The 23,505-nt window shown below is 55.0% G+C and carries 23 protein-coding genes and 5 pseudogenes; 22 read left to right on the top strand and 6 right to left on the bottom strand.

The genetic code is table 11. The features are described from left to right. Nucleotides 1–120: 120 nt before the first annotated feature. Entirely contained in the window at nucleotides 121–1,302 is a 1,182-nt protein-coding gene (gene ubiF, locus SOPEG_RS10725) for a 3-demethoxyubiquinol 3-hydroxylase (RefSeq protein ID WP_025245331.1), read from the bottom strand. A gap of 173 nt (nucleotides 1,303–1,475) precedes the next feature. On the opposite strand from ubiF, the gene miaB reads away from it, so the two are divergent. The 7 genes and pseudogenes from miaB to SOPEG_RS10690 all read left to right on the top strand — a co-directional run bounded on the left by miaB (nucleotide 1,476) and on the right by SOPEG_RS10690 (nucleotide 9,844). After that, nucleotides 1,476–2,900 (top strand): tRNA (N6-isopentenyl adenosine(37)-C2)-methylthiotransferase MiaB, encoded by a 1,425-nt coding sequence (gene miaB, locus SOPEG_RS10720; protein WP_038468615.1) that lies wholly within the window; start codon nucleotides 1,476–1,478, stop codon nucleotides 2,898–2,900. Between the two features lie 205 nt (nucleotides 2,901–3,105). Then, entirely contained in the window at nucleotides 3,106–4,200 is a 1,095-nt protein-coding gene (locus tag SOPEG_RS10715; protein WP_025245329.1) for a PhoH family protein, read from the top strand. Next, nucleotides 4,197–4,667, top strand: coding sequence for an rRNA maturation RNase YbeY (gene ybeY / locus SOPEG_RS10710; RefSeq protein WP_025245328.1), 471 nt, complete (start codon nucleotides 4,197–4,199; stop codon nucleotides 4,665–4,667). Before SOPEG_RS10715 ends, ybeY begins: the two co-directional genes overlap by 4 nt. A 46-nt stretch (nucleotides 4,668–4,713) precedes the next feature. Further along, the gene (gene corC, locus SOPEG_RS10705) at nucleotides 4,714–5,592 is read left to right on the top strand and encodes a CNNM family magnesium/cobalt transport protein CorC (protein ID WP_025245327.1); all 879 of its coding nucleotides are present in this window, start codon (nucleotides 4,714–4,716) and stop codon (nucleotides 5,590–5,592) included. Between the two features lie 7 nt (nucleotides 5,593–5,599). After that, on the top strand, nucleotides 5,600–7,129 hold the full coding sequence (gene lnt, locus SOPEG_RS10700) for an apolipoprotein N-acyltransferase (RefSeq protein ID WP_025245326.1): 1,530 nt from the start codon (nucleotides 5,600–5,602) through the stop codon (nucleotides 7,127–7,129). A 9-nt stretch (nucleotides 7,130–7,138) separates the two neighbouring features. After that, nucleotides 7,139–7,640: pseudogene (locus tag SOPEG_RS10695) on the top strand (pyridoxamine 5'-phosphate oxidase family protein). A gap of 995 nt (nucleotides 7,641–8,635) precedes the next feature. Then, a complete protein-coding gene (locus SOPEG_RS10690; protein WP_025244030.1) occupies nucleotides 8,636–9,844 on the top strand; it encodes an IS256-like element ISSoEn2 family transposase in 1,209 nt (402 codons plus the stop codon). Nucleotides 9,845–9,928: 84 nt separating this feature from the next. On the opposite strand, the gene SOPEG_RS22860 is transcribed toward SOPEG_RS10690, so the two are convergent. Beyond that, nucleotides 9,929–10,594, bottom strand: a complete 666-nt coding sequence (locus SOPEG_RS22860; RefSeq protein WP_025245325.1) for a helix-turn-helix domain-containing protein — start codon at nucleotides 10,592–10,594, stop codon at nucleotides 9,929–9,931. Between the two features lie 96 nt (nucleotides 10,595–10,690). Here SOPEG_RS22860 and SOPEG_RS24620 point away from each other — a divergent pair, with 96 nt between their 5' ends. The 9 genes and pseudogenes from SOPEG_RS24620 to SOPEG_RS27430 form a co-directional block, all read left to right on the top strand. After that, nucleotides 10,691–10,948 (top strand): helix-turn-helix domain-containing protein, encoded by a 258-nt coding sequence (locus tag SOPEG_RS24620; protein WP_071882175.1) that lies wholly within the window; start codon nucleotides 10,691–10,693, stop codon nucleotides 10,946–10,948. Nucleotides 10,949–10,950: 2 nt separating this feature from the next. Further along, entirely contained in the window at nucleotides 10,951–11,349 is a 399-nt protein-coding gene (locus SOPEG_RS29495) for a MerR family transcriptional regulator (RefSeq protein WP_236851745.1), read from the top strand. A 6-nt stretch (nucleotides 11,350–11,355) separates the two neighbouring features. Continuing rightward, on the top strand, nucleotides 11,356–11,595 hold the full coding sequence (locus tag SOPEG_RS29490) for a hypothetical protein (protein ID WP_236851743.1): 240 nt from the start codon (nucleotides 11,356–11,358) through the stop codon (nucleotides 11,593–11,595). Next, entirely contained in the window at nucleotides 11,592–12,995 is a 1,404-nt protein-coding gene (locus SOPEG_RS10680; protein WP_236851742.1) for a Mu transposase C-terminal domain-containing protein, read from the top strand. The genes SOPEG_RS29490 and SOPEG_RS10680 overlap by 4 nt, the downstream gene beginning before the upstream one ends. An 11-nt stretch (nucleotides 12,996–13,006) precedes the next feature. Then, nucleotides 13,007–13,936, top strand: coding sequence for an AAA family ATPase (locus SOPEG_RS10675; protein WP_025245324.1), 930 nt, complete (start codon nucleotides 13,007–13,009; stop codon nucleotides 13,934–13,936). Between the two features lie 11 nt (nucleotides 13,937–13,947). Continuing rightward, on the top strand, nucleotides 13,948–14,238 hold the full coding sequence (locus SOPEG_RS10670; RefSeq protein ID WP_025245323.1) for a hypothetical protein: 291 nt from the start codon (nucleotides 13,948–13,950) through the stop codon (nucleotides 14,236–14,238). A 7-nt stretch (nucleotides 14,239–14,245) separates the two neighbouring features. Further along, complete coding sequence (locus SOPEG_RS10665; RefSeq protein WP_025245322.1) at nucleotides 14,246–14,461, top strand: hypothetical protein; 216 nt, start codon at nucleotides 14,246–14,248, stop codon at nucleotides 14,459–14,461. Next, complete coding sequence (locus tag SOPEG_RS10660) at nucleotides 14,451–15,104, top strand: DUF3164 family protein (protein WP_025245321.1); 654 nt, start codon at nucleotides 14,451–14,453, stop codon at nucleotides 15,102–15,104. The genes SOPEG_RS10665 and SOPEG_RS10660 overlap by 11 nt, the downstream gene beginning before the upstream one ends. Nucleotides 15,105–15,243: 139 nt before the next feature. Further along, nucleotides 15,244–15,735: pseudogene (locus tag SOPEG_RS27430) on the top strand (IS21 family transposase); the annotation flags it as partial. A gap of 30 nt (nucleotides 15,736–15,765) precedes the next feature. Here SOPEG_RS27430 and SOPEG_RS10655 read toward each other — a convergent pair. The 4 genes and pseudogenes from SOPEG_RS10655 to SOPEG_RS28255 all read right to left on the bottom strand — a co-directional run. Then, entirely contained in the window at nucleotides 15,766–16,938 is a 1,173-nt protein-coding gene (locus tag SOPEG_RS10655) for an IS256-like element ISSoEn2 family transposase (protein ID WP_148297056.1), read from the bottom strand. A gap of 104 nt (nucleotides 16,939–17,042) precedes the next feature. Continuing rightward, nucleotides 17,043–17,240 (bottom strand): annotated as a pseudogene (locus SOPEG_RS24615) (Arm DNA-binding domain-containing protein); the annotation flags it as partial. A 56-nt stretch (nucleotides 17,241–17,296) separates the two neighbouring features. Beyond that, nucleotides 17,297–18,220, bottom strand: a complete 924-nt coding sequence (locus SOPEG_RS10650; RefSeq protein ID WP_025245319.1) for an IS5 family transposase — start codon at nucleotides 18,218–18,220, stop codon at nucleotides 17,297–17,299. Between the two features lie 93 nt (nucleotides 18,221–18,313). Next, nucleotides 18,314–18,472, bottom strand: a pseudogene (locus tag SOPEG_RS28255) (Arm DNA-binding domain-containing protein); the annotation flags it as partial. A gap of 345 nt (nucleotides 18,473–18,817) precedes the next feature. On the opposite strand from SOPEG_RS28255, the gene SOPEG_RS29485 reads away from it, so the two are divergent. The 6 genes and pseudogenes from SOPEG_RS29485 (at nucleotide 18,818) to nrdF (ending at nucleotide 23,352) form a co-directional block, all read left to right on the top strand. After that, nucleotides 18,818–18,991 carry a hypothetical protein gene (locus SOPEG_RS29485; protein ID WP_236851741.1) on the top strand — a complete coding sequence of 58 codons (174 nt, stop codon included), beginning with the start codon at nucleotides 18,818–18,820 and terminating at the stop codon, nucleotides 18,989–18,991. Beyond that, nucleotides 18,967–19,152, top strand: a complete 186-nt coding sequence (locus SOPEG_RS29480; RefSeq protein WP_051419630.1) for a glycine zipper domain-containing protein — start codon at nucleotides 18,967–18,969, stop codon at nucleotides 19,150–19,152. Before SOPEG_RS29485 ends, SOPEG_RS29480 begins: the two co-directional genes overlap by 25 nt. A 431-nt stretch (nucleotides 19,153–19,583) precedes the next feature. Then, nucleotides 19,584–19,823 (top strand): glutaredoxin-like protein NrdH, encoded by a 240-nt coding sequence (gene nrdH, locus SOPEG_RS10635; protein ID WP_025245318.1) that lies wholly within the window; start codon nucleotides 19,584–19,586, stop codon nucleotides 19,821–19,823. Between the two features lie 9 nt (nucleotides 19,824–19,832). Continuing rightward, entirely contained in the window at nucleotides 19,833–20,219 is a 387-nt protein-coding gene (gene nrdI / locus SOPEG_RS10630) for a class Ib ribonucleoside-diphosphate reductase assembly flavoprotein NrdI (RefSeq protein ID WP_038468608.1), read from the top strand. Nucleotides 20,220–20,284: 65 nt separating this feature from the next. Continuing rightward, nucleotides 20,285–22,370 (top strand): annotated as a pseudogene (gene nrdE / locus SOPEG_RS10625) (class 1b ribonucleoside-diphosphate reductase subunit alpha). A 16-nt stretch (nucleotides 22,371–22,386) separates the two neighbouring features. Continuing rightward, nucleotides 22,387–23,352: a class 1b ribonucleoside-diphosphate reductase subunit beta gene (nrdF, locus tag SOPEG_RS10620; RefSeq protein ID WP_025245317.1), complete on the top strand. Its 966-nt coding sequence runs from the start codon at nucleotides 22,387–22,389 to the stop codon at nucleotides 23,350–23,352. Nucleotides 23,353–23,505 lie beyond the last annotated feature (153 nt).

The following is a 23,505-nucleotide window of genomic DNA, read 5'->3' as shown; positions in this document are numbered from 1 at the left end:
ATTGTCGTTTACCAAAGACAAAAGTCGCGGCCGCACGGCATACCGTCCAGGCGCTTGCGCGGGATAGCCGCTCCCCAATGCCGGCGGCCGACACCGCCGGGCGTCACTCCTGACAGGGGTTCACAGACCCAACGCGTAGCGCAACACCCGCTGCTTAATGCCGCCGGCGTGCTCAGCCAGCATCAGGCCGAGGTTGCGCGCCAGCATCAGCGGCGGCAGATCGTTGCTGAACGCCGTATAGAACGCATCCATTCCCGCCTGCATCAGCAGGTTATCGCCGCGCCGGCGGCGCTGGTAACGTTGCAATACCGCCAGCGTATCCCAGGGTTCATCACGACGGCGAGCCTCGATCAACACCTCCGCCAACGCCTCGGCATCGCGAAAGCCGAGATTGGCCCCCTGCCCCGCCAGCGGATTAATGGTATGCGCGGCATCGCCAACCAGCGCCAGCCCCGGCTTGACGTAGTCGCGGGCATGCTGACGCGTCAGGGGAAACGATGCCGCGCCATGCAGGGTGAACACGCCGAGCCGCGCGGGGAAGGCCGCCTGCACTTCCCGCGCCAGCGCCGGCAGCGAGAGTTTCTCCAGTTGGCGGATACGCGCCGAGCCGTCATACCATACCAGCGACGCCCACCGGCCGTAGAGCGGTAAAAACGCCCGCGGACCGGAGGGATGGAACGCCTGCCAGGTCACGTCCTGTTGCTCGCCCTCGGTTTCCACGCTGAGCAGCAGGCAGGATTGTCGGTACTGCCAGCCGCTGACCGCGATGCCCGCCTGCCGCCGCACCCAGGATTGCGCGCCGTCGGCCCCGACCACGACCCGGCTCGTGACGGTACTGCCGCCACTCAGCGTCAGCCGCCAGCGGCCGCCCTCATGGACCATGGCGTCGAGCGAGGCCGTGCAACGCAGCGTCAACGGGCCGCAATCGGCGAATCCCTGCCACAACGCCTGCTGCAGCCGGCGGTTCTCCACCATAAAACCCAGCTCCGGCAGGCTCAGGGAGGCGGCATCGAACGCCACTCTCGAGGACGGCCACTCCCAGGTTTCCAGGCGGCGGTACGGTACACAAAAACGGTCGTCGATGCGCTGCCAGGCCTGGATGCGACGCAGCAGCGCCACAGAGGCGCAACTGATGGCTGACACCCGTAAATCCGGCGGCGCGTCGTCGGCCACGGACGTTGGCAACGCCGGGTCGACAACCAGCACCCGAAATCCCGCCTGGGCCAGCGCCAGCGCCAGCGCCCCCCCCACCATGCCGCCGCCGGCCACCACTACGTCATAGCACGCTTCGCTCGTCTTCATTTCGGCCAATGCCTACGCTATTATTTTTCAGATTCCGGTAGTGTACCGCAAAATTGGCCCTTCATAGCGGCGTCGTGCGCGCTAGACTGGTCACAACACCGGCAAAGGATTACAATACGCGCCCTGCGCAAGCCTGCGGGCTTTTTAATACTGCATTGAGTAATAGCAAGCTGATGACCAAAAAACTCCATATCAAAACCTGGGGCTGTCAGATGAATGAATACGATTCATCCAAGATGGCCGACTTACTGGACAGCACCCAAGGCTACCAGTTGACGGACAATCCCGAAGAGGCGGATGTCCTGCTGCTCAATACCTGCTCCATCCGGGAAAAAGCGCAGGAGAAGGTATTTCATCAGCTGGGCCGCTGGCGGATGCTGAAGGAAGCCCGGCCGGATTTGATTATCGGCGTTGGCGGCTGCGTGGCGTCTCAGGAAGGCGCCCATATCCGCGAACGGGCCAACTATGTGGATATCATTTTCGGGCCGCAGACCCTGCATCGCCTGCCGGAAATGATTAATCACGTCAACGGCACCCGCAGCCCGGTGGTGGATATCAGCTTCCCGGAAATTGAAAAATTTGACCGGCTGCCGGAGCCGCGCGCGGAAGGGCCGACCGCCTTTGTCTCGATCATGGAAGGCTGCAACAAATACTGCAGTTTCTGCGTCGTACCCTACACCCGCGGCGAGGAAGTGAGCCGTCCGTGCGACGATATTCTGTTCGAGATTGCCCAGTTGGCGGATCAGGGCGTGCGCGAAGTCAACCTGCTGGGGCAAAACGTCAACGCCTATCGCGGCGCCAGCTATGACGGCGGTATCTGCACCTTCGCCGAACTGCTGCGGCTGGTGGCGGCCATCGACGGAATCGACCGTATCCGGTATATCACCAGTCATCCCATCGAGTTCACCGACGATATTATCGATGTCTACCGCGATACCCCGGAGCTGGTCAGCTTCGTGCATCTGCCGGTGCAAAGCGGCTCCGATCGCATTCTGACCATGATGAAACGCGCCCATACCGCGCTGGAATATAAATCAATCATCCGCCGGCTGCGCCAGGCGCGCCCGGATATCCAGATCAGCTCGGACTTCATCATCGGCTTCCCGGGCGAAACCCAGCATGATTTTGAGCAAACGATGAAGCTTATCGCCGACGTGAATTTCGACATGAGCTTCAGTTTTATATACTCCGCCCGTCCCGGTACGCCCACCGCCGATATGGTGGACGACGTCAGCGAAGAAGAAAAGAAGCAGCGGCTGCATATTTTGCAGGAACGCATCACGCAACAAGCCATGCAGTTCAGCCGCCGCATGCAGGGCACGGTGCAGCGTATCCTCGTGGAAGGCACATCGCGCAAAAATGTGATGGAACTGTCCGGACGCACCGAGAACAATCGGGTCGTCAATTTTGAGGGCGCGCCGTCCATGATAGGCAAATTCGTCGATGTGGAAATTGTGGATGTCTATCCCAATTCGCTGCGCGGCGTGCTGTTGCGCACCGAAGATCAAATGGCATTGCGCAGCCATGAAAGCCCGGCGTCGGTCATTGCCCGCACCCGTAAAGAGAACGAAATGGGCGTGGGCATTTACCAGCCGTGAGCCCCCCTGCCCGCCATCACGCCGGGGCGGCTCGCCATTGCCCTGGTTGCATTGCACTAATTGTGCCCCAATATACATATAATGGTCTTTGCCCTTGACGCATGGGCGGGGATGCTTCATTTATTAGCCATGTGCCCCGGTGCCGACCCCCCGGCTCCCGGCCTGTGGTTCACCCTGTAATGGCTTTTGTGCCGAGAGGAAAGATTTGAACGTCGAAACCAAAGAAATCATGCTGGAACCAGCAGACAACAACCGTCTATTGAGCCTCTGTGGGCCGTTTGATGACAACATCAAGCAACTTGAGCGCCGGTTGGGCATTGAGATCAATCGGCGTGACAATATTTTCAAGCTGGTGGGCAAGCCGCTGTGCGTCGACGCCGCCGCGTTCATTCTCACCTCGCTGTACGTCGACACGGCGCCGCTACGGGGCATCATTGCCGATATTGAGCCGGAACAAATCCATCTGGCCATCAAACAGAGCCGGGTACTGGAACAAACGGCGGATAGCGTGCCCGATTATGGCCGCGCGGTGAATATACAAACCAAACGCGGCATCATTAAACCGCGTACCCCGAACCAGGCGCAATATATCGCCCACATTCTCGATCATGACATTACTTTCGGCGTCGGTCCGGCCGGGACCGGTAAAACCTATCTGGCGGTGGTGGCGGCGGTAGATGCGCTGGAGCGGCAAGAGATCCGCCGTATTCTCCTGACCCGTCCGGCGGTGGAAGCCGGGGAGAAGCTGGGTTTCCTGCCCGGCGATCTCAGTCAAAAAGTCGACCCTTATCTGCGCCCGCTTTACGACGCGCTGTTTGAGATGCTGGGTTTCGAGCGGGTGGAAAAACTGATTGAGCGCAATGTCATCGAGGTCGCGCCGCTGGCCTACATGCGCGGGCGTACGCTGAACGACGCTTTCATTATTCTTGACGAGAGCCAGAACACCACCATTGAACAAATGAAGATGTTCCTGACCCGCATCGGTTTCAATTCCAAAGCGGTGATAACCGGCGACGTCACGCAGATAGACTTACCGCGCAACCAGAAATCAGGGCTGCGTCACGCGGTGGAAGTGCTGGCGGAAGTCGAGGAAATCAGCTTCAATTTCTTCCACAGCGAAGACGTGGTGCGCCACCCGGTGGTGGCGCGTATCGTCAATGCCTATGAAGCCTGGGAAAGCGCTGACCAGAAACGCAAAGATCAGCTGGCCGCCAAGCGTAAACGCGAGTCCTTGGGCCAGAGTAACGGCGCAGCACAGGGCGGTTCAGGTTCGCCGTCCGCCGGGGAGCATAACGCATGAGCGAGGTGATACTGGACCTGCAGCTGGCCTGCGATGACGCGCGCGATCTACCCGCCGAAGCAGATTTTCTGCGCTGGTTGCAGGGCGTGTTGCCTCTGTTTCGCGACTGCGCGGAAGTCACCGTGCGCCTGGTGGACGAAACGGAAAGCCATGAACTCAACCTCACCTACCGCGGCAAAGACAGGCCCACCAACGTGCTCTCCTTTCCCTTTGAAGCCCCGCCGGAAGTGGAACTGCCTCTGCTGGGGGATTTGGTTATCTGCCGCCAGGTGGTGGAACGCGAAGCGCAGCAGCAGGAGAAAGCGTTAGAGGCGCATTGGGCGCATATGGTTGTTCACGGTTCGCTGCATCTGTTAGGGTATGATCATATCCTGGATGAGGAAGCCCTGGAGATGGAATCGCTGGAAACGGAGATTATGCAAAAGCTCGGTTACCCGGATCCCTATCTTGCGGAAAAAGACGCGTAATCTCCCTTTCCCTTTAATTATTAGAGAGTGAAACTAACTTAACGCTATGAGCGACGACCATTCGCAGAGCAACGACAGCCCCAGTCCCAAGAAGGGCTTTTTTACCCTGATGCTAAATCAGCTGTTTCACGGTGAACCGAAAAACCGTGACGATCTTTTGGAACTTATCAGGGATTCCGAACAGAACGAGCTTATCGACCCCGATACCCGCGATATGCTGGAAGGCGTCATGGATATCGCCGAACAGCGGGTGTGGGATATCATGATCCCCCGCTCGCAGATCATCACGCTAATGAAAAACCAATCCCTACAGGAGTGCCTTGACGTTATCGTCGAATCGGCCCATTCTCGCTTTCCGGTCATCAGCGAAGATAAAGATCATGTGGAAGGGATCCTGCTGGCCAAGGATTTGCTGCCGTTCATGCTCAGCCACGACGAACCCTTCAGCATCGAGAAGATCTTGCGGCCGGCGGTCGTGGTGCCGGAAAGCAAGCGGGTGGACCGCATGCTCAAGGAGTTCCGCTCCCAGCGCTATCACATGGCCATCGTCATAGATGAATTCGGCGGCGTGTCCGGTCTGGTGACCATCGAGGATATCCTGGAGCTTATCGTCGGCGAAATCGAAGATGAATACGACGATGAAGAGGATCGGAATATCCGCCAACTGAACCGCCACACCTTCACCATCCGCGCGTTAACCCCCATTGAGGATTTTAACGACGTCTTCAATACGCACTTCAGCGACGAGGAAGTGGATACCATCGGCGGCTTGGTGATGCAGGCCTTTGGTCATTTGCCGGCGCGCGGCGAGGCCATTGACATCGACGGCTACAATTTCAAAGTGGCGATGGCCGACAGCCGACGCATTATCCAGGTGCATGTCAAAATACCCGAGAATTCACCGCAACCCACCATGGAAGATTAAATTCCCAATGGCCATCCCCCCACTGTTTGCATGCCAGCGGCTCCGCGCGCTGCTGGCGCTCGTTACCGGCGCCTGCGGCACCCTGGCATTTTCCCCGTACGATTTCTGGCCCGCGGCCATTCTCTCGCTCGGCGGCCTGCTGGCGGTCACGCTCAACCGCAGCGGCCGGCAGGCCGGCTGGCTGGGCTTTGTCTGGGGCTTTGGCCTGTTCGGCACCGGCGTTAACTGGGTCTACGTCAGCATCGCGCAATTCGGCGGTCTGCCTGGTCCGGTAAACGTGGCGCTGGTGGTGGTGCTGGCCGCCTATCTGGCGCTCTACCCCATGCTGTTTGCCGCTCTGCTGGCACGGCTGTGGCCGCGTACCAGCCTGTGGCGGCTGGCGCTCGGCGCGCCGGTGCTGTGGTCGGTCACCGAATTTCTGCGCGGCTGGGTATTGAGCGGTTTCCCCTGGCTGGAATTTGGCTACAGTCAAATTGATGGACCGTTAAAAGGGATCGCGCCGCTCTTGGGCGTACAGGCTATCACCTTCATGCTAATGATGATAAGCGGCCTGGCGGTCTTTGCGCTGGCGCGGCGGCGATGGCTGCCGGCGCTGGGCGCGCTGGCGCTGCTGCTGCCCTGGCCGCTGTGCTCGTTACAGTGGTACCAGCCTCAGCCGGCGCGGGCCATTGACGTGGCGCTGGTGCAGGGCAATATTGCCCAGTGGATGAAATGGGAGGCCAGTCAGGTCGGCCCGACGCTGGATATTTACCTGCAGCGTACCCTGCCGGCCCTTGGCAAGGAGCAGATGGTCATTTGGCCGGAGTCGGCCATCCCCGACGACGAGATTGCCCAGAACGCGTTCCTGACTCGGCTCGATGAACAATTGCGGCAGGGGCATACCCGTTTAATCACCGGCATCATCGACGCGCGGCCTACGCCGCACGGCTACGATTATTACAACAGCATCGTGGTGTTGGGCGAAGACACGCCTTACCGTTATCCCTCGAGGGATCGCTACAACAAGCATCATCTGGTACCCTTGGGCGAAACCGTGCCGTTTGAGCGTCTCCTGCGGCCGCTGGCGCCGCTGTTCAATCTGCCGATGTCCTCCCTCAGCCAAGGAGAGTATTTGCAGCCGCAGCTGCAGGTGGCCGGCATGAAACTTACCGCCACCGTCTGCTACGAGATTATCCTGGGCGGCCAGGTGCGGGATAATTTCCGTCCCGATACCGACTTCCTGCTGACCGTGTCCAACGACGCCTGGTTTGGCCATTCCATCGGCCCGTGGCAGCATTTCCAAATGGCGCGCATGCGCTCGCTGGAGCTGGGGCGGCCGCTGCTGCGCAGCACCAATAACGGCATCACCGCGGTTATCAACGCCGACGGGACGCCGCTGGCGCAATTGCCGCAATTCACCCGTGATGTGCTCAACGTCCACGTCACCCCGACGCGGGGGCTGACCCCCTACGCCCGTGCCGGCTCCTGGCCGCTATGGATTGTTACGCTGCTGGCCGGATTGACCGCGCTGGTGTTTGATCGCCGCCGACCCGCCTGAGGACATGGCATGCTGCTTGATGAACGCTATATTTTGCAGGACAGCACGCAGTTGCGCGACTATTACGCCGCCCCCATCCCGGCGTGCTGCATAAACAGATTGATCATCTAGATGATCATGTGCGGCGGCTTATCGCCCTGTCGCCGTTTGTGGTGTTGGGTACCCAAGGTCCCCGTGGGTTCGACTGCTCGCCCAAGGGCGGTGAACCGGGATTTATCCAGGTAAAGAACGACAAAACGCTGCTACTGCCGGATCGGGGGGGCAATAATCGTCTGGATGGCTTGACCAATCTGCTGCATCACCCGTTTGCCGGCCTGCTGTTTTTGATTCCGGGCTGGTCGGAGTGTTTTCGCGTGAATGGCCGGGCGCAGATTTCCGTGGACCCGGCGCTGTGCGCGCTATTGGCTTCGCCGGTCTGTGGGAAAGCGGTAGACAGCACGATCCGGCGCAGTTGCCGAAGGCGCTGGAGGTGTTCAAGGCGCACGTTGCCCTGCATAAGGCGGCGCAATAGCGAAAGCGCCCTCAGCGCGCGGCGCAGTAAGCAAACGAGGCAAACGGTCTCAGTTGCCATAACGCCTCCGTGACCGTCCCTGCTCGGGCCTCATCGCCGTGAAACCGTCACTGCCAATCTGAGGGCTTACTGCGCCTAACGCCGCCGGCCCGTAACCATGTCGTCACCGCCGTCAAAGGGGTTTACCTTGCCTCTCCTCGCCGGCCCCGCCGCCGCGCCTCTAACCCCATTAGCAGAATTTACCGCGCCTGGCACCGCCTATCCGCGTCAGCCGGCCAGGTCATGAACTACCCCGTTCTTATTCTGGAGAGCCTTTTCCATGCCGGTGGATTCCCCGCCACCGCTGGCAGATAACCTGTTTGCGCCATAAACGATCGTGCTCCATAGCGTGGAAATAGTTTCACCTGGCATGAATATTGCTGCCAATTATTTCGTTGAGGGTACTGATGCGGCGACGTGATGCGTGGGCGTAAACCGTCGCGCCGTCACGGTGCAGGGCCTGCACCGATAATGGGCATGGCGCCGCCGTGCACCGCATTTTAGTGCGCAACGGTTCTCAAAACGGCAACATTTTTGTGTCAGTTTATTTACATTACGCTATTTTAACGGTAATTCGCTTGACTAATCCGTCCCTAAAGCGGGTCTCTCCTCAGGCCGGCTTGCCGCCTCAGGGCATCGGACGCTGAAATGTCAGATACCGTAATCACAGCAAAGGAGCAGGATGTGGGGTGGCAATCATTTCTGGACTCTCAAGGGGAACGATGGATTAAGCCGGAAGCCCTTTACTGGCGAGGCTTACAGCGATTTTAAGGATTCTGGACTCGTCGCAAAAAAATGAGCAAAAAATGATTTTTTTGCACTATATTCTGGACTGGATTGGTCGTAGTTTGAGTAAGTTTGAAGGCCGTTTAAACAGTTTTACAGAGCCTGTTTAGAAATTTGTGTATTTGCCTGATTTTGATATGTTCAATCCAACATCAAAAACAGGTTAATTTATGGACGAAAAACAGTTGCAGGCTCTGGCTAACGAACTGGCCAAAAATCTCAAAACCCCTGAAGATCTCAGTCACTTCGATCGGCTGCTGAAAAAAATCAGCGTCGAAGCAGCTCTCAATGCCGAAATGACCCATCACCTCGGCTACGATAAAAATCAGCCTAAACCGGGGACCAACGCCCGCAACGGCTATTCCACAAAAACCGTTACCACTGGCGATGGCCCGCTGGCGCTGCGTACTCCGCGCGATCGTGACGGTTCCTTTGAACCGCAACTGGTGAAGAAGAACCAGACCCGGATTACCGGGATGGATAACCAGATTTTATCGTTGTACGCCAAAGGGATGACCACCCGCGAGATCGCCGCCGCGTTCAAAGAGCTGTATGACGCCGATGTCTCGCCGGCGCTGGTCTCAAAGGTCACCGATGCGGTCATGGAGCAGGTTGTCGAATGGCAAAACCGGCCTCTGGATGCAGTCTATCCCATTGTTTATCTTGACTGTATCGTTCTAAAAGTCCGGCAGGACAGCCGCATCATCAACAAATCTGTGTTCCTGGCGCTGGGCATCAACATCGAAGGCCAGAAAGAGTTGCTAGGTATGTGGCTGGCTGAAAATGAAGGCGCAAAGTTCTGGCTGAACGTGCTGACAGAGCTGAAAAACCGCGGCCTGAACGATATCCTTATCGCCTGCGTAGACGGGCTGAAAGGTTTCCCTGACGCTATTAACGCGGTGTATCCGGAGGCGCGGCTCCAGCTGTGTATCGTGCATATGGTGCGCAACAGCCTGCGGTTCGTCTCCTGGAAGGACTACAAGGCCGTCACCCGCGACCTGAAAGCTATCTATCAGGCCCCTACGGAAGAAGCCGGCTTGCAGGCGCTGGAAGCGTTCTCCAGTGCCTGGGACATCCGCTACCCGCAAATAAGTCGAAGCTGGCAGGCAAACTGGGCCAATCTGGCCACGTTCTTTGCCTACCCAACGGACATCCGCAAGGTGATCTACACGACCAACGCCATCGAGTCGTTAAACAGCGTGATCCGGCATGCCATCAAAAAGCGCAAGGTGTTCCCGACCGACGACGCAGTGAAAAAGGTGGTGTGGCTGGCGATACAGGCGGCCTCACAGAAATGGACAATGCCTTTGAGGGACTGGCGCATGGCAATGAGCCGCTTTATTATCGAGTTCGGTGATCGCCTGGACGGTCACTTCTGAGAAAAGGCATTTACACAGAATCGTGTACAGGGTCGTTTTACACTTGCTATTTTAACAAAAAATAAACAAATAATTTCCGCTTGTTTAAATGGCCTGCTTGTGATTGTGTGTTAAATTAGGTCTGTTGTGTCTTTCTTCCTCAGCAGGAGCACACACGTTGTTGTCAGCGATGGATTTCTGCTTATCTCCAGTGACATACTCAGTAATTATATGCTCTTTGAGAGTCTCTGAAAGCTGTATCAGTGTGCGATTCTGCTCATCAAGAAGCAGTAAGGCGATTTCAACGCCTTTCCTTGAGAACAAGTGAGCTAATGCTATTTGTTCTTCTTCAGATAGGCTTTCTAATGCACGAAGTAAGCTTGCATGTACATCTATAGCATTAGGTTGTCGGAGTTTTTCATCTCTTTCTTTATCATTCATATCTGTATTCTCTTTGAATGAAGGACACTTTTTTAACAAGAGCCATTCCAAGTCAACTCCCTCGACATCAGCTATCGCTTTGATTTTAGCCAACCTAGGAACTGACCCCCTATACAAGTAATTATTTATATCTGATTTTTTTACCCCCCATCTTTTTGCATTTTCATCAAGAGTCCGCCCTTGCATTAATGATTTTAGTCTTAGCCTGAACTCTTTCTTTTCTTCATCATCAAAAGAAATTGATCTCTCTTTTATAATCACAACTTTCTTTTCTCCTAACTCCTTGAGTTTATTTGAATTGATTGGATATTTATCAAAAAAAACAAACAAAAGAAAGACATTGACTTTCTTTTGTTAGAGGGATAAGTTACCTGTACAGACGGCCCGCGGGGGTACTCCGTACAGGTAACTTTGTAGGATAATTCAATGACACATCAAAATGAAGATGCTCGGGCGGATTGGCATCGTGAAATCATCAAGGCAGAACTACATAAGAGAGGCGTAACTTTTCGAGCACTTGATATTAAAGCCGGTGTGAAACAGGACGTAGTAAAAACTGTTCTTAGTAGGCCATGTCCAAAATATGAACAACTTGTTGCTGAGGTTATAGGTGTTGATCCATCAATTATCTGGCCCAGCAGATATGGCTATAGAAAAAATAGTTATATGCGTAAGGTTTCTTAATTATGTTTGTTAGCATTAACGAATTAATTGGATTGCTTGGTTTGCCAAGCACCGCTCAGGGAATGAGGTTAACCCTCAAAAAAATATCTACAAATTCACCCGATTTAGTCCGTAAGCGTTCGGGTACCAAGGCTTTCGAGTATCACATCGATTGTTTGCCAGAACAAACACGCGAGATCATCAAACAGCGGCACTATAAATCTCTAATTGCGCAAGCCCCGGCCCAGCCGGTTGATGAGTCGGTCAAGCGCAGCACCGCCATCAAGTCGCGTGATGAGCTGGCGATCATGCGCCAATGTCCGGCCCTGCTCGACCGCAAGGTGCAGGCCCTCAACGATCACCAAAAGCAGATTGCCGATGCGCGCATGATGCTGGCACAGGAAGTGATCCGATTGCAGTAGGCCGGCATGACCCGCATTGCGGCGGTGACTTTTATCGTCGACGAGTCAAAGGTCGGTACATTGCCCGAGGCCCTGCAGCGCGCCGCCACACTGGCCAACGCCAAAAAGGGCCGCACCCGGCAGGGGGTGGGCAAAAGCAGCCTGCAGGAATGGGTCAGTCTCTATCTCAGCGCTGAGCGGCCCCAGGAGCGTCTGGCGATACTGGCTCCGGGTGTCAACCCAGGAAACAGCGTCCCGCGGATATGACGTGGTTCTACGCCCTGTTCTGGCCGCATTATGCCCGACCCTGTGGCCCGACGGTGCTGGAAGCCTACCGCGCGTTTCAGGCGGACTGGCAGGGGAAATACCATGACCAGCCTGCCATGCTGGCGGCCCTGCCGACCTACGACAAGGTCAATCGCATGGTCAAGCGGGTGGCACCTCACCGACGGGTCAAGGGCCGGGTCACCGGCTCGGCGCTTAAGGCGTATCAGGTTTACCAGCAGCGGGATTGGGCACAGATGCCGGTGAACGGCTGCTGGATAGCCGACGGTAAGTCGCTGAACATGAAAGTGGCGCATCCGATACACGGGCGGCCCTTTACCCCAGAGCTGACTTTGGTGCTCGACGGGCGCACCCGCTATCTGGTGGGCTGGAGCCTGTCACTGGCGGAAAACGCCATCGCGGTGGCCGATGCGTGGCGTTATGCCATCCAGCACCACGGCAAGCCGCTGTTTGCCTACTCCGATAACGGCGGTGGCGAGACCAACAAGATGCTCGATGCGGATATCACCGAGATTTTTCCCCGGCTGGGCATTGAGCATATTACCGGTATCCCCGGCAATCCCCAGGCGCGGGGCATTATTGAGCGGCTTAACGGGGTTCTCCCTCGCCGGCAGGCTCTGCGCTTTCAGACCTATAACGGGCTAAGCGCTGACCCCAACGGGGTGCGGGTACAGGGGCAAAAACTGCTGAGTCTGTCGAATGCCTTGCGTCAGGGTAAAGAGCTGAATCCTGTTCCGCAGAAAACGCTGGCGATATTGCCCAGCTGGCGGCAGCTGATAGACGCCATCGAAGAGGAGGTACAGCGCTATAACCACAGTCACGAGCACAGCGCGCTGCCGAAGGTCAACGGTAAATCGATGACGCCGGCCGCCTACCGCAAGGCCCTGCTGGCTGAGGAAGGAGACAACATTGAATACCTGACGCCGGGCGAGTTGCGCGAGATGTTTATGCCAGAAGAGAAACGGGTGGCCCAACGCGGCTGGGTTGAGCTGTTGAATAACCAGTATTTTGCCAGGGAGCTGATTGAGGTAGACCGCCAGACGGTGCGGGTGGCCTACGATATCCACAATCCGAACGAAGTGATTATTCGCCAGATGGACGGTGCTTATCTCTGCACTGCGCTCTGGAATGGCAATACCGCATCGCCGGTGCCGGTCTCCAGAGTGGAAAAAGCGCTGGAAGCGCGCGCCAAGCGTCGCATTAAACTGGCCGAAAGCAAGATTCAGGATGCGAAAGACGAATTACGTCCGGTGATTGATGCGCCCAGGGAAAGCGATTACAGCCTGCTGGTACCCAAGGCAGCGGCACTCGAAAAAGAGAAGGTGTATTTATTTGAATCTGAATATGAGCACGATATCAAGCAGGTCGGTAATAACCGGTAAGGATATATTGTATGACAACGCGAGAACGTATTTACCAGCTGATGGCGCGGTCAGGCTACACCCAGCGCAAGGTGGCCGATAAAACCGAATTAAGCGTCGCAATCATTTCACAATATTTAAAGGGGGTTTACAATGGCAATATTGATAACGTTGAGGGTACGCTGCGGGATTTTCTTGACCGCGAAACAGAGCGCGCCCACCGGCGGGACATCAAGGTGCATTTTGTGCCGACCCATCTGGCCAGGGTGGCGCTGGACCTGATTAGTGCCACGCACGACTTCGGCGATATCGGCGTGATATACGGCCCGGCAGGCATGGGAAAAAGCATGGTGCTGAAGGAGTATGTGTGCGCCAACAGCGCCAATAAAGGCGTCATCCTGATTGAAGCCAACCCCGGCTATACCGCCAAGGTGTTATTGCAGGCGCTGTGCGCCCGGCTGGGTCTGCGAAAAACTGGCAATATTCATGAGCTGGTCGAGGAGTGCGTACAGGGGCTATGTGACAAGCACTGGTTAGTGCTGGTTGATGAGGCCGAGCTGCTGCCCTACCGGGCGCTTGAGGTCCTGCGCCGCATTCACGACCGTTCCGGGGTGGCCATTGTATTGGCGGGGATGCCGCGTTTGCTACTCAATCTGAAAGGCTCACGCGGGGAGTACGCCCAGCTCTATAGCCGGGTGGGCATGGCGTTAGACCTGGAGTCTCGTCGGAAAGAGAGTGAAGCCGAGGATTTCAGTGCCATTCTGGGCAGTCTGCTATCGAACGATGAAGCATCGGGCGAGCCGCTTGCGCCGGAAATTGCCGCCGCCTTTCGCAAGCATTCACGGGGCAATTATCGCCGCCTGTTTAAACTGGTGCGTGGGGTGGCCCGGACAAGCGCTATCGGCAATCAGGGGATGTCCGTGACGTTAATCGACCGCTATGCGGAAATGCTAATTCATTGAAGGAGGAAAGTATGTCAGTCCATCATAAAGCGGCATCGACCAACACTCATCTTATCGCCGCGATGACGCAGGCAGGAGCCGTTATTCATTATTTGACGATAAGAGGCGTGAGCGTAAAAAGCGTGATATTGCATAATTGCAAACCCGTTATCCGTATTGAACACCATCCGCTCTGTGAGCAGTTATTAAAACAGGGGCAGGCGGATTATATCTCCGTTGGCAAAAACGCACTGGGTGGTTTTAAACAAGGGGCGTTTATGAAAGGTGGGTGCCGAGTGATTTGGTCAGCGTCATTACATTGAGGCTCTTATGACAATTGAAATTAAAATCGTTGTTCAGCAAACGCCCCTCGGCATTGATATGAATATCAATGCCAGCGGTGTGGGCAGTGAAGTTGAAAAGAAGGAAGCCCAGTTTATTCACGATGCACTTGCCACCGTATTATCGTGCCGAGCTGATTTCGAGTCGATTAATAAAGGCTCTATTACTAATGCATTTAACAGGAGAGGTTATCATGTCCACTAACTCACATGACAATACAGTGCCCGCCGGCTACTGGCAGGACGCCAAAGGCGTATTGATACCCGACGCCATGGTAAAACCCATTGATAAGGAGCGCGACGCGCTGGTTAAAGATATAGTGGCGCGCGCCCGGCCGCTGCATGAGGCATTAAGAGATTTTAAACACCGCGCGTTTGTCGATATCCAGGCATTGATTGACCTGTCGATTGAGCAGTACGGGGTAAAACGTGGCGGCAGAAAAGGCAATGTGACACTGTATTCCTTTGATGGCCGCTACAAGGTTATCCGCGCCCTGCAGAACCGCATTACCTTTGATGAGCATATTCAGGCCGCCAAGGCATTGATTGATGATTGCATGACGGAATGGACGCAGAATGCGCGCCTGGAGCTGCTGGCCATTATTGACCAGGCGTTTTCCACCGACAAGAACGGTGATATTAATCCGGCCCGTATTCTACAATTACGTCGCCATGATATCACCGACCCGCGCTGGTTGCGGGCAATGGATGCGCTGGCGGAAGCGGTGCAGGTGGTCAGCAGCAAGAGCTACATTCGCCTTTATGAGCGTATCGACGAGACCGGGCAATATCGGTCGTTGTCGCTGGATATCGCCGGGGTGCTGGTTCCGGTCACATCCGATCACTGATTCCGATTTCACCCGATCACTAATTCTGATTTCATCCGATCACTGATTCCGGTCGCCCGATCAGCGATTCCGATTCTGTCCGATCGCTCATCTTCTGTTCCGCCATACTCTGGAGACTTTTAGCTTCCGGGGGCATGGCATGGCACGTAAAAAGAAGAAAGCGAGAACGGAAATGTGCATCTATATTAATGTCTTACGTATGAAATTCGAGCAGCGTCGCTCGAATCGCACTATCGCAGCAGCGCTCGGCATAGGCTGTACTACCGTGCACGATATCCTCGGCCGATTCACGGTAGCTAACCTGGTCTGGCCATTGCCGGCGGAACTGTCCCCCGTCGATCTCGACCGCCTGCTCTATCCCGGCAAATCCGGAAAAGTTATCAATACCTTACCCAGCTGGCTTGATATCGATACCGAGTTAAGCCGCAAGGGCATGACCAAGCAGCTGCTCTGGATGGAATATCAGTCCGCCGTGGGCGGTGATGCCCTCGGTTACTCACAGTTTTGTGCACTGTTCCGTGACTGGAAAAAGAAGCAGCGACGTTCTATGCGCATGGAGCACAAGGCTGGCGAAAAGCTCTTCATCGACTTCTGTGGCCCCACCGTACCTATCATCAACCCTGCGACGACCCTGTACACGATTCTGTGTAAATGCCTTTTCTCAGAAGTGACCGTCCAGGCGGTCACCGAACTCGATAATAAAGCGGCTCATTGCCATGCGCCAGTCCCTCAAAGGCATTGTCCATTTCTGTGAGGCCGCCTGTATCGCCAGCCACACCACCTTTTTCACTGCGTCGTCGGTCGGGAACACCTTGCGCTTTTTGATGGCATGCCGGATCACGCTGTTTAACGACTCGATGGCGTTGGTCGTGTAGATCACCTTGCGGATGTCCGTTGGGTAGGCAAAGAACGTGGCCAGATTGGCCCAGTTTGCCTGCCAGCTTCGACTTATTTGCGGGTAGCGGATGTCCCAGGCACTGGAGAACGCTTCCAGCGCCTGCAAGCCGGCTTCTTCCGTAGGGGCCTGATAGATAGCTTTCAGGTCGCGGGTGACGGCCTTGAAGTCCTTCCAGGAGACGAACCGCAGGCTGTTGCGCACCATATGTACGATACACAGCTGGAGCCGCGCCTCCGGATACACCGCGTTAATAGCGTCAGGGAAACCTTTCAGCCCGTCTATGCAGGCGATAAGGATATCGTTCAGGCCGCGGTTTTTTAGCTCTGTCAGCACGTTCAGCCAGAACTTTGCGCCTTCATTTTCGGCCAGCCACATACCTAGCAACTCTTTCTGGCCTTCGATGTTGATGCCCAGCGCCAGGAACACAGATTTGTTGATGATGCGGCTGTCCTGCCGGACTTTTAGAACGATACAATCAAGATAAACAATGGGATAGACTGCATCCAGAGGCCGGTTTTGCCATTCGACAACCTGCTCCATGACCGCATCGGTGACCTTTGAGACCAGCGCCGGCGAGACATCGGCGTCATACAGCTCTTTGAACGCGGCGGCGATCTCGCGGGTGGTCATCCCTTTGGCGTACAACGATAAAATCTGGTTATCCATCCCGGTAATCCGGGTCTGGTTCTTCTTCACCAGTTGCGGTTCAAAGGAACCGTCACGATCGCGCGGAGTACGCAGCGCCAGCGGGCCATCGCCAGTGGTAACGGTTTTTGTGGAATAGCCGTTGCGGGCGTTGGTCCCCGGTTTAGGCTGATTTTTATCGTAGCCGAGGTGATGGGTCATTTCGGCATTGAGAGCTGCTACGACGCTGATTTTTTTCAGCAGCCGATCGAAGTGACTGAGATCTTCAGGGGTTTTGAGATTTTTGGCCAGTTAGTTAGCCAGAGCCTGCAACTGTTTTTCGTCCATAAATTAACCTGTTTTTGATGTTGGATTGAACATATCAAAATCAGGCAAATACACAAATTTCTAAACAGGCTTCGATGATCTACCGCATAATGCCTTATCCAATATTCTATTGCCTCCCTAACTGTAACCGGTTTAAGAGATTCTTTTTTGCCCAACTTTAGTTGTTGTCGTGGGTCCTTGCCCTCTGCTAGCCACGTACGGCACTCATCACGTTTTGTTCTTGCAAGCTTAAGACTCATATCCGGGTAACGCCCCAAGGTCACACGCGCTTTGTTGAATAAATCCGAAATTTGTGACGACTTCCTTCCTATCAGGGCGATTGTTACATGATGCGGACGCTGTTTGGCATTCCTAACAGTGTGATCCGGTTAAGTGCTTTAACCATTGCCATTGTCTCACCTACCTGCGCGTCATAGTCATGCAGACTCAGATGACCACCCAGAAGTGTTTTAAACCGGAACATGGCCGTTTCAGCCAGTGAACGCCGGTGATAACCTACTTTCTTTTTCCAGGTATCGTTATTGCCGCTCAGATGCTGATTTGCCACCGCATGGTTACGCTCATGGTATCGAGCTGGCCAATATTGCGCACCACTTCGCGGTGGGATAAGCGGCTTTATTTTTTTCCTCAGCAGAGCATCATGACAGTAACGCGTATCGTAAGCACTGTCAGCCGACGCTTCCCTGATTTTCCGGTGGGTTTGGTTAATCAGCCCGGGCAGCGCCTGCGCATCTGTCGTACCGCTTAGCGATAAATCGGCACAGATAATTTCATGTGTCACGCTATCTACTGCCAGATGAAGCTTGCGCCATACTTTGCGCCTCTCAGCCCCATGCTGCCTGACTTTCCATTCGCCTTCGCCGAAGACTTTCAGGCCGGTGCCATCGATGACCAGGTGTGAGATTTCGCCGCGGGTTGGCGTTTTTATGCTGATGTCGACGGTTTTTGCTCGCCGGCTGACCAGAGAGTAATCTGGGCAGCGCAGCGACAGCCCCATCAGTTTAAAAATCGAGTCAACGAAATCCTGTAACGCCCGGAGCGAAAGATTAAACACGCGCTTTATCATCAGAACCGTGGTAATGGCCATATCGGTGTAGTGAAGCGGCCGGCCACGATGTTCAGGTGGTGTACTCTCAGTCCATGCAGCAATGGCTGACTCATCAAGCCATACTGTCAGGTCCCCCCGCTGCCTGAGCGCATTGTTATATGCGGGCCAGTTGGTAATTTTAAACTTTTGCTTTGCCATGGGGACCTGATGTTGAAACGAATGTAGTGATCAGAGCCGCCAGTCACCTAAAAGTTCGAATTATTCAACAAAGCCGGTCACACGTTGTATAGTGCCGCTGTTACGATAGATGAAAGTCCAGCTAATCCCGCCTACCGTCGATACCCTGACGCTCAAGACTACGCCATCGGCAAAGAATTCGTACTTCTCCCGAGGTACACCCAATAGATTTTTCAGCTTTTTATCAGATAGCTTGTTTAGTTCTCCAGCCATACATTACTCCAAAATGTTACTCGAATTGTTATGCTCAATTTACTGCAAAATGGTGCAAGCATCAAAAAGCATGGAAACAACACGTCACCAAGAACCAACTTAAGATGCTGATTAAAAATCATATTTTATAAAATCTCGTAAGCATAGAAACACTATATTGATTCAGTCACGGTGAAGTGATCACAGCTAATGTAATCGGTCAGGTGGAGTGAGATAAGCCGCACTCCCGCCTTTCAGAATAATCCAAAAAGCCGATACTTTCCCGTTTCATCCCCGGTGCCTGCGCTGCCGGTGGTGAAAAATAGGTCTATAATTAAACAACCTACTACTGAATGGGAGAAACACATGTTTACCAATACCGAAAAACAGGACGTCCAATTGGATTTTAAAGACGATGTTTCTCTGCTGGCAGACACCCTGGATTCACTGCTGAAAACAACCGATAAAACGACCCAGGAAGAACTGAGTGACCTGCAGGCGAAAGCCCGGCGGCATTGCGCGACACCCGCGCCAAACTGAACGGCAACAGCCGCATCGGTCAATACGCCCGCGATGGCGCTCAGTACGCCCGCGACGCGGCGGTGCAAACCAAAAACTTTGTCGTGGAAAAACCCTGGCACAGCTTGGGCATCACCACTGCAGTGGGGATCGTGCTTGGAGTTCTGTTAACGCGCCGTTAGTCAGACAGCATCGCGGATGCGCTCGCGCCGGTCCGCGAGCGCATCCGCGTCAGACATCCGCACCAGAATAGCGCTGCTGTTTCGCAAGCGAAAAGTCGCCAAAATCCTCCCCTAATTCAGCGCGCGACGCGGGTTCCACCTCACGCCGCCACGCCGGTAAAACAGCAAATTAAAGCGTCCCAGGAAAATTTTTTTCCCGCTTCGTTACCTCCGTATGACCCGCAATGAACCCGCTCCACGCCTGGAGCGGGTTTTTTATTTGCTTTTTTTTCGCTCAGAAGCTAGCGTCCGCCGCGGGGTATTACTATATATTGTATGGTTGATCTGATTTATATCTAGATATAGTATGCATTACATGTTCAGCACCACAACGCGGCGGCAGCGCTCTCACAAGCCCTCGACACCTACACTGTGAGAGGTAAATGCGAATCATGACTATTACTATTTACACTAAGCCGGATTGTGTCCAATGTCACGCCACCTGCCGCGCGCTTGACCGTAAAGGCATCGATTACCGGCTGGTGGATCTGCTGGACGATGAACAAGCGCTGCATCATGTCCGGTCGCTCGGTTATCAGCAGGTTCCCGTGGTACAGACCGCCAATGAACACTGGAGCGGCTTTCGTCCCGACAAAATCAGCCTGATGTCCGCCAGCGCAATCCCGGCCTAAGGCGCGGTAATGACCGCGTTGGTTTATTTTTCCAGCAGTTCGGAAAGTACTCACCGCTTCGTCAGCAAATTAGGGCTGCCGGCGCTGCGTATTCCTCTTGAGATGCGCGAGAGCGTGAAAGCGAATGCCCCCTATATTCTTATTTTACCGAGCTACGGCGGCGGCTCGACCCGCGGCGCCGTACCGCGTCAGGTCATCCGTTTTCTCAACGATCCGTTAAACCGTTCCCTGTTGCGCGGCGTCATCGGCGCCGGCAACCGGAACTTCGGTGCGGCCTTCTGTTTGGCGGGCGATATCGTCGCTGAAAAATGTCAGGTTCCCCTGCTCTATCGCTTTGAGCTTCTGGGGACGTCGGAAGATGTCGTACAGGTACGTAAGGGAGTGACCGAATTTTGACAGCGATAGAACTTAGCATAATTGAACACGCGTTGCAGGCGCTGGATTATCATGCCCTCAATGCTATGCTCAACCTCTACGACGAGGCGGGCCATATCCAGTTCGACAAGGATCATCTGGCGGTGGAGTGCTACCGGCAACAGCATGTGATCCCGAACAGCCGTCGCTTTGCTTCCCTTGAGGAAAAGCTGCGTTGCCTGGTCGACGAGGGCTATTATGAAGCTAAGGTGCTGGCGCCTTACAGCCAGGCGTTTATCGCTTCGCTGTTCGCCGAAGCCTGGGCGCAACGGGTTCAGTTCCAGACGTTTATGGGCGCGCTAAAGTTCTACATCAGCTATGCGTTGAAAAGCTTCGACGGCAAGCAATATCTGGAAGATTTCGAGGATCGGGTGTGCATGCATGGTGGCGCTGACGCTGGCCGCCGGCGACGAAACCCTCGCCAGGGCGATGATGGCGGAGATGCTCTCCGGCCGTTTCCAGCCCGCAACCCCTACCTTTCTCAACTGAGGTAAACAGCAGCGCGGGGAATACGTCTCCTGCTTTTTGCTGCGTATCGAAGATAATATGGAGTCGATAGGCCGGGCGGTCAACGCCGCGCTTCAACTGTCGAAACGCGGCGGCGGCGTGGTCTTTATGCTGACCAATTTGCGCGAAGCGGGCGCCCCCATCAAGCGTATCGAGAATCAATCGTCCGGCGTGATACCGGTGATGAAAATGTTGGAGGACACGTTCTCTTACGCCAATCAGCTCGGTGCCCGCCAGGGTGCCGGCGCCGTCTACCTGCATACCCACCATCTCGATATTTTGCGTTTTCTGGACACCAAGCGCGAAAACGCCGACGAGAAAATCCGTATCAAAACCCTGTCGCTGGGCGTGGTGATACCGGATATCACCTTTCAGCTGGCGCGAGACAACCAGCCGATGTATCTTTTCTCGCCCTATGACGTTGAGCGCATTTACGGCCAGCCGTTCTCACAATTGGCGATCGGCGAACGTTATCACGAGATGGTGGCGGACAGCCGTATTCGTAAAACCGCCATCAACGCGCGCGCTTTTTTCCAGACGCTGGCCGAGATTCAGTTTGAGTCCGGTTATCCTTACATGATGTTCGAGGACACGGTGAATCGCGCCAATCCCATCGCCGGGCGCATCAATATGAGTAATTTGTGTTCGGAAATTTTGCAGGTTAACAGCGCCACCGAGTACAACGAAGACCTGAGCTATCAACATGTGGGGCGCGATATCTCCTGTAATCTGGGCTCGCTGAATATCGCGCGCACAATGGATTCGCCCGATTTTGGCCATACGGTAGAGACGGCGGTGCGCGCCTTGACCGCGGTGTCAGACATGAGCCACATCGGTTCCGTTCCTTCGATCGCCGAGGGTAATCAGCATTCCCACGCCATCGGCCTCGGTCAAATGAACCTGCACGGTTATCTGGCGCGCGAGCATATTTATTACGGCAGCCCGGAAGCTGTGGAATTTACCGATCTCTATTTTTACACGGTGACCTATCACGCTGTGCGCGCCTCCAACCGCTTAGCGATAGAGCGCGGGCGCGCTTTCGGCGGATTTGCGCGGTCGCGCTACGCCAGCGACGACTATTTTACGCCCTACGTCAATAAGCTTTGGGAAGCGAAAAGCGCGTGCGTGCGCGATTTGTTCGCCAAAAGCCATATTCAGTTACCGACACAAGAGGACTGGCGGTCGCTGGCGGACAGCGTCAAGCGGCACGGGCTGTATAATCAAAACCTGCAGGCGGTGCCGCCCACCGGCTCCATCTCCTATATCAACCATTCGACCTCCAGTATTCACCCGATCGTTTCGCGTATCGAGGTCCGTAAAGAGGGTAAAACCGGCCGGGTTTATTATCCCGCGCCGTACATGACCAATGAGAACCTGGCCTATTACCAGGATTCCTATGAGATAGGGCCGGAAAAAATTATTGATACCTACGCCGCCGCCACCCGCCATGTGGATCAAGGGCTGTCGCTAACGCTGTTCTTTCGCGATACCGCAACTACGCGCGACATTAACCTGGCGCAAATTTACGCCTGGAAGAAAGGTATTAAAACGCTGTATTACATCCGCATCCGGCAGCTGGCGCTAGAAGGTACCGAAGTGGCCGGCTGCGTGTCGTGCGCCCTGTAAGGTCAAGGAGAATGCTATGATCCTCGAATCCGCGCCTTCGCGCGTCCAGGCGGTAAACTGGAACCGTATCCAGGATGACAAAGATCTGGAAGTCTGGAACCGTTTGATCGCCAATTTCTGGCTACCGGAAAAACTGCCGCTGTCCAATGACGTCCCGTCATGGAACGCCTTATCCGCCCAGGAGCAACAGCTGACGATCCGGGTATTTACCGGCCTAACGCTGCTGGATACGGTGCAAAATACCTTCAGCGCGCCGGCGTTGATGGTCGACGCTCTGGCCCCCCATGAGGAGGCGGTATTTTCCAATATCTGCTTTATGGAAGCGGTACACGCCCGTTCGTACAGCTCGATATTCTCCACCCTCTGTTCCATGGCGGATGTGGACGCCGCTTATCGCTGGAGCGAAGAGAATGCTGCTCTGCAAAATAAAGCGGCTATTATCCTACGCCATTATCAGGATAATGATCCGCTAGAGAAAAAAGTGGCCTGCGTTTTTCTCGAATCATTCTTATTTTATTCCGGCTTCTATTTGCCAATGTATTATTCCAGCCGCGGCAAGCTGACCAATACCGCAGATTTGATTCGCCTTATTATTCGCGATGAAGCGGTGCACGGCTATTATATCGGTTATAAATTCCAGCGCGGTCTGGCGGCGGCCACCCCGGAGCGGCGCGAGGCGGTCAAGCTGTTCGCCTATGATCTGTTGCAGGATCTCTATGAGAATGAGCTGGCCTACAGCGCCGCGCTGTATGATGACGCCGGTTGGACCGAGGACGTCACCGCTTTTCTGCACTATAACGCCAATAAGGCATTGATGAATCTCGGTTATGAGGCACTGTTTCCGGCCTCGATGACCGCCGTCAATCCCGCCATTCTTTCGGCCCTGTCGCCAAACGCGGATGAGAATCATGACTTCTTCTCCGGCTCCTCCTATGTGATGGGGCGCGCGGTCAATACGGAAGACGAGGATTGGGCCTTCTAACGCCGATGGCCGTCCACGCCGACAGGTGTTGGTGACCGGCGGCGTGGACGGGACGGCTCGGCGAGGCCGAAATCGCGGCGCCGGTCGGGTTTTCCCCGCGGACAAGTTGTAAACGGTTGGGGTTGATACCTGACAATTTCACCTCTGAGGCGC

This window comes from Candidatus Sodalis pierantonius str. SOPE (genome assembly GCF_000517405.1).
Taxonomy (GTDB): domain Bacteria; phylum Pseudomonadota; class Gammaproteobacteria; order Enterobacterales; family Enterobacteriaceae; genus Sodalis_C; species Sodalis_C pierantonii.
The sequence above is the reverse complement of the archived record's forward strand: the minus strand, read 5'-3'. Positions and strand labels throughout refer to the sequence as shown.